Consider the following 5,371-nt stretch of genomic DNA (forward strand, 5'->3'; position numbering starts at 1 on the left):
TATTTCATATAAAAACCCTCCTTACTGGTTTGCCCAGTAAAGAGGGTACGCATCACAAATAATGGAGGTTCATTTTATTATCAGTTAGTCATTTTTTAATATATAACTGTCTAGATCAACCAAATATATAAAAATCAGCTATCCTAAAATATAAAAAGAAGGGAAACATATTTCCCTTCTAAATCAAACTATTGTCTTTAAAATCTATTTTCATTTAATAATTTGTACAAGCTAAATAATCATACTATTTTTGAATTACGATATTGATATGCTAATAAACCTGTTAATAATAGCATTCCACCTGGTAGCCAAAATACTACAAAATGATACCACTTTAATTTTAATCCCTTAAACTTATTCAGCATCTTATATCCCCTTTATCAATCTACATATAATATAAGGAGATAATCACATATTGTCAACATAATTCGGCATAATTTAGATTTATTAAGACTTTAATTTTTTTACCATAAATACCATGTCATCATTAATCTTAAAACCATTTTTCTGATAAAAATCAGCACTGTAAAATTCTCGTCCTGTCAACAAAATTAAATCATCAACTTCAGGTAAACATTCTTCTAATGCCTTCATCATTTTCTTTCCTAATCCCCTTCTTTGACAATGAGGATCAATATAAAAATCTTCAATCATAAAATCAAGATCATTAACATATGTTATTAATTTCCCACAAACAACACCAGCTATTTTGTTATCTAACATATACACAAAACACCTTGTATATTTTCCGTCGTCTAACTGTTCAATTCGCTGGTATGATCTTTCATAACTCCATACCTCATTCCAAGGAGGATTTTTAAATGCTTCAACCATCAGTTTAGCAATCTCTTCATAGTCATTTTTAGTGACACTTCTAATCATCTAAAATCTCTCGCTTTCCACAAACACAATAATTACTCTTAAATCGTTCTACAGTATGAACTACTTCTTTAGTTAAAAAATCAATAAGTCTTTCATCCAATTGATGTTCTTCAAAACTACTTTGGTTAGGATAAATGAGTTTACCAGGAAACTTTGTTTCAAAGAAAATTGTATTTAAAATCGTAATGCTTTCAAGATAACTACCTAATGAAGTTAAATGCTGATTGTCACTTTGGAACAATTCTAATTCGGGATTTTGATGGCTTAAACGATTAATGACATAACCCACTGGTATTCCATCAACTAAATTATCCATCATTACTTGATGATAAATATCTTTGGTTGTTTTAAAATCATCATCATAATTCCGTTGGCTCCAAGGAATCATAATGTATGGCATAACACCACAGCTACGTGCCAATTCAATCAATGCTTTAGCATCATGCAATGTTGCTTCTTTACTTGGACAAGGCTCATGTGATGCCTGTTGAAAAATAACAAAATCATATCCTTGTTTTAAAGCGAACTGTAATTCCATTGACTCTAAATGGTCGTGAAAGGTAATTGCAGGACGGGCCAACATTGTCACTTCTAACTTTTCACTACTATTGATTCGCACCATTTCTGGCATATCATTCATATACGTATGCGAATTCCCAACAAATAATATTTTCATCCTAATTCCACCTACTTTCAAAGGACTACTCCTTTAGTATAGCTTCAATTACGACTACTTAGCAATCTTTTTAAAAGTAATTATTGCTTTAAATAGATCCCCATCGATTGCAATATTAAAAGTCCCCCCCTGTGCTTCAACAAAACTTTTAGCTATTGCTAATCCTAAACCACTGCCACTTTCATGACGCGATTTATCACCACGAACAAATCTTTCTGTAATTTCTTGAGGACTAAAATTCATCTGCTCTTGTGAAATATTTTTAAAAATAATAGTAATATCCTCAGTTTCCTCCGTTAAATCAACATATACACGGCTATTAAATAGAGCATATTTAGAAATATTAGTGAATAGATTCTCAAAAATACGATACGTCTTATCACCATCTAATTTGAGGATTATATCATTATGTGGATAATTAGTAATAACAGTTAATTGATGCGCATCTAATATTTCACTACATTCAGCATGCGCCTGCTCAATTAATGCAACAATATTAAGTTCCATTAAATTTAACTTGATATTACCACTATTAACTTTACTAACTTCAAATAAATCTTCAATTAAATTCGTTAAACGATTAGAATACTGATTTAAATTATCTAAATATTCATGTCTTGTCTCTATTGGTAAATTATCATCTTGCAATAAAACAATATAATTTTTAATACATGTCAATGGTGTTTTTAAGTCATGAGAAACATTACTTACTAATTCATTTTTCATATTCTGAGACTTAGTTTCTTCTTTAACAGCAGTTTCAAAACCAATTCGAATATTTTTAAATTCATCATTTAAAGCATTAAAAATACCTAAATCACCATCTATCTCTACATCAAAATTACCTTTGCTTAATTCTTTTGTTGCAGTCAATAATTTATCATAGTCATCTTGCACCTTCAGCACTTTATCTTTGACCCAAAAAAATACTAAAAATGCATAAATAATAGCTAGGAAATATCCAAAACCCCAAAAAGTAATCATGATCATAATGATTGCTGTATTAATCAAAATATATTTCATGATTGTTTGATTTAACGACTTTGATAGATCAATATCGGCAATTTGATTAAGTTTATTTTTGATACTGCGTACTCCACTACCAATTAACGTATCTTCTTTTAAATAACGCCAGAATCCTCGAGCAAAAATGTACTTTAATTGGAAGATTCCTAATGAAATAACTAAAAGCGTCAGTATCCAAATCACAAAATTAATAACTATAACGATGTAATCTACATACATGATGTCATATCTTTTTAATAATTCTAAAAGTGAATTATTAAGTGTATAACCCGTCACGATCATACAGCCCATAACGCCAAAAGTAATCATAAGCGTTAAAACAGCTAGATTTATTTCTGCTTTCCATCTCTTTACTGACAAAAACGGATTAACATCTTCTACAATTTTAATTGGATAAAATAAGATAAATAAGACTAATATAGCTGAACAACTTAATAACGCAATAGCTGAAAAATAATTATAGTTTTCCCATGAATTAACATATTGTGAAGCATATCCATGACTGGCTGGTGTTTCTGGAATAATATATGTAATTTGAAGATTCTTAGGAACATTAATCTTGATTGCATTTGTATCAAACATCCAGTTGTCAATATATATAGTATTTTCACCATCATAATGTGCAAATGAGCTTAAAAGGTTAGCAATATTAAAATATGATAGTTTATCACTACTTAAATCCCCATTACATGAAACTAGACCATTTTGATCATAGCTCGCTTCAGTATAGAAACTATATTTACTTTGATCATCATTAGTTGTAATTTTTTCACTATGTTGCGAAATCATTTGATTAGTATTAGTATTAACAGCTTTATAAATAAAATCTCCATCATTATTAAACAATGATGTTATTCCCTTTAAATAATCGTCAAAAACATCTAAAAATATTTGTCTTGTCTGTTCATCAACACTATCATCAAAGCTTACTGCTTCAAAATTAGAATCAAGGGTCTTAGCCATCGCAATAGTAAAAAGCTGTAGATCATCTTCTAAAATTCCCGTTAAATTATCATCACGAGGGGTATTTTCTCTAACATTATCATATAAGGATATAACAACAACGGACATTAATAGTAATATTGATGCAAAAATCACACCAAAAATTCTTTTAGCTTTTGTCATTTTTTACACTCCTTTTTCAATTTTATATCCTATTCCCCAAACTACTTTTAAATATTCTGGTTTTTTAGGATTAGCTTCTATTTTCTCACGCAATTTTCGCACATGCACCATAATTGTCTCAGTATTTATGGCTTCTTCTTTCCAAACAGCTTCATAAATCTCCTCAGCTGAATAGACTCTTCCCGGATAAGACATTAATAATTCAAGTATTTGAAATTCTTTAGCCGTTAAACGAACACCTCGATCATTAACAAACACTTCTTTAGTAAACTTATCCAGCTCTAATCCACCCACGACTAAGCGCTGTTGATTATTATTAAGATTACGATTTTCTTTTAAAGCTAAAATTTGATTATATCTTCGAAGATTCGAATTAACTCGAGCTATCAATTCCATCGCCTCAAACGGCTTAGTAATATAATCATCACCACCAATATTAAGCCCGGTTATTTTATCAATATCTTCAGACTTTGCACTTAAGAAAATAACTGGAAAATCATAGTTTTCTCGTAGTTTTAGTACCATTGTAATTCCATCCATAACTGGCATCATAATATCAACCACTGCTAAATGTATTTCATTTGCTTCGATTAATGCTAACCCTTCTTCACCATTACTAGCTTGTAAAACATTATATCCTTGATTCTTCAAAAAAACTGTTACTGTTTCTCTGATTCCTTTTTCATCTTCAACAATTAAAATTGTATGTTCCATAATCTTCTCCCTTTTTCTAATTAGAATTAACTATTTTTTTATAATAAACGGCACCGGTAATTACTAGTATAACAGTTACCGCAAAGATTGAAACAGCCAATACAATATTGCCGTCTCTTAATGCTCCCGTTAAATATGTAGATGTCACAATACTTGGAATTCTTCCAATCGTTGTAAGCAATAGCCATTGTTTTATATCAATATCTGTTAAGCTAACTAAATAAGTCATAATATCTTTAGGACTTCCAGGAATCAAAAAAATAATAAATAGCCAAAACTTACTTTTTTTAGAAGAAAATAATTTTTTCACTTCTGCAACTTTACTTTGATCAAACATTTTATCAATGATTGAGTGTTGAAAGATTCGTGCTAAATAGTAAACAATAATCGTTCCAATCATTGACCCGATCAAACAAACAATTGTTCCTTGAAATGAACCAAAAATATATCCACTAGCCAGCTCCAAAGGTTCTCCAGGTAAAAATGCTAAAAAGATCTGCAGAGCAATTAAAGCAATCATTGCTGAAACTTTAGTAAAATATGGCAGTGTTTCAATCTCATAAATAACATCATTAAAATCGCAGTTTCTAAATAAATATATTGTAATAAATGCCATGAACAAAATAATTGATGACATCATGAGCAAATTTGTCTTTTTTATTGATTTAAGCATAAGTCGTTCCGCCTTTCTATACTTAAATAATAAAAGACTATCCTAAAACTAAACTAACAATAATTCTTAAAAAATTCTAAATAAAAACCACGCCTAAAAGACGTGGTTTTCTCTGAGGCTATAAGCCTATGTTGCCTGCTCGCGTCTCAAGGCGCTGCTTTCTCTTCGTTCAAGCTATCGCTTTTGACTCTCGCCATCCCTCAAAGGGATTTATTTCCTCCTTTCTCCTTTTGTTATCTTCTTCTCTCTTTTTTGTTTTCTTTCTTCATTTCTTT

6 protein-coding genes are annotated in these 5,371 nt (G+C 30.0%); all 6 read right to left on the bottom strand.

Annotated features, from left to right (window positions below; translation table 11 throughout):
* Positions 1-239 precede the first annotated feature (239 nt).
* The 6 genes from KSU54_RS19235 to KSU54_RS18145 all read right to left on the bottom strand — a co-directional run bounded on the left by KSU54_RS19235 (position 240) and on the right by KSU54_RS18145 (position 5,096).
* Entirely contained in the window at positions 240-365 is a 126-nt protein-coding gene (locus KSU54_RS19235; protein WP_003539044.1) for a hypothetical protein, read from the bottom strand.
* Positions 366-447: 82 nt separating this feature from the next.
* Positions 448-882, bottom strand: coding sequence for a GNAT family N-acetyltransferase (locus KSU54_RS18125; protein ID WP_117792805.1), 435 nt, complete (start codon positions 880-882; stop codon positions 448-450).
* Positions 875-1,558, bottom strand: a complete 684-nt coding sequence (locus KSU54_RS18130) for a hypothetical protein (protein ID WP_117582442.1) — start codon at positions 1,556-1,558, stop codon at positions 875-877. The genes KSU54_RS18125 and KSU54_RS18130 overlap by 8 nt, the downstream gene beginning before the upstream one ends.
* 54 nt (positions 1,559-1,612) lie before the next feature.
* Positions 1,613-3,709 (bottom strand): sensor histidine kinase, encoded by a 2,097-nt coding sequence (locus KSU54_RS18135; protein WP_009008638.1) that lies wholly within the window; start codon positions 3,707-3,709, stop codon positions 1,613-1,615.
* A gap of 3 nt (positions 3,710-3,712) precedes the next feature.
* A complete protein-coding gene (locus tag KSU54_RS18140) occupies positions 3,713-4,423 on the bottom strand; it encodes a response regulator transcription factor (protein WP_003539048.1) in 711 nt (236 codons plus the stop codon).
* 16 nt (positions 4,424-4,439) lie between these two features.
* Positions 4,440-5,096 carry a TVP38/TMEM64 family protein gene (locus tag KSU54_RS18145; RefSeq protein ID WP_008792273.1) on the bottom strand — a complete coding sequence of 219 codons (657 nt, stop codon included), beginning with the start codon at positions 5,094-5,096 and terminating at the stop codon, positions 4,440-4,442.
* Positions 5,097-5,371: the final 275 nt, after the last annotated feature.

Origin of the sequence: Erysipelatoclostridium sp. MSK.23.31, from assembly GCF_019125875.1 — a bacterium.
GTDB classification, from domain to species: Bacteria; Bacillota_I; Bacilli_A; order Erysipelotrichales; family Coprobacillaceae; genus Thomasclavelia; species Thomasclavelia ramosa.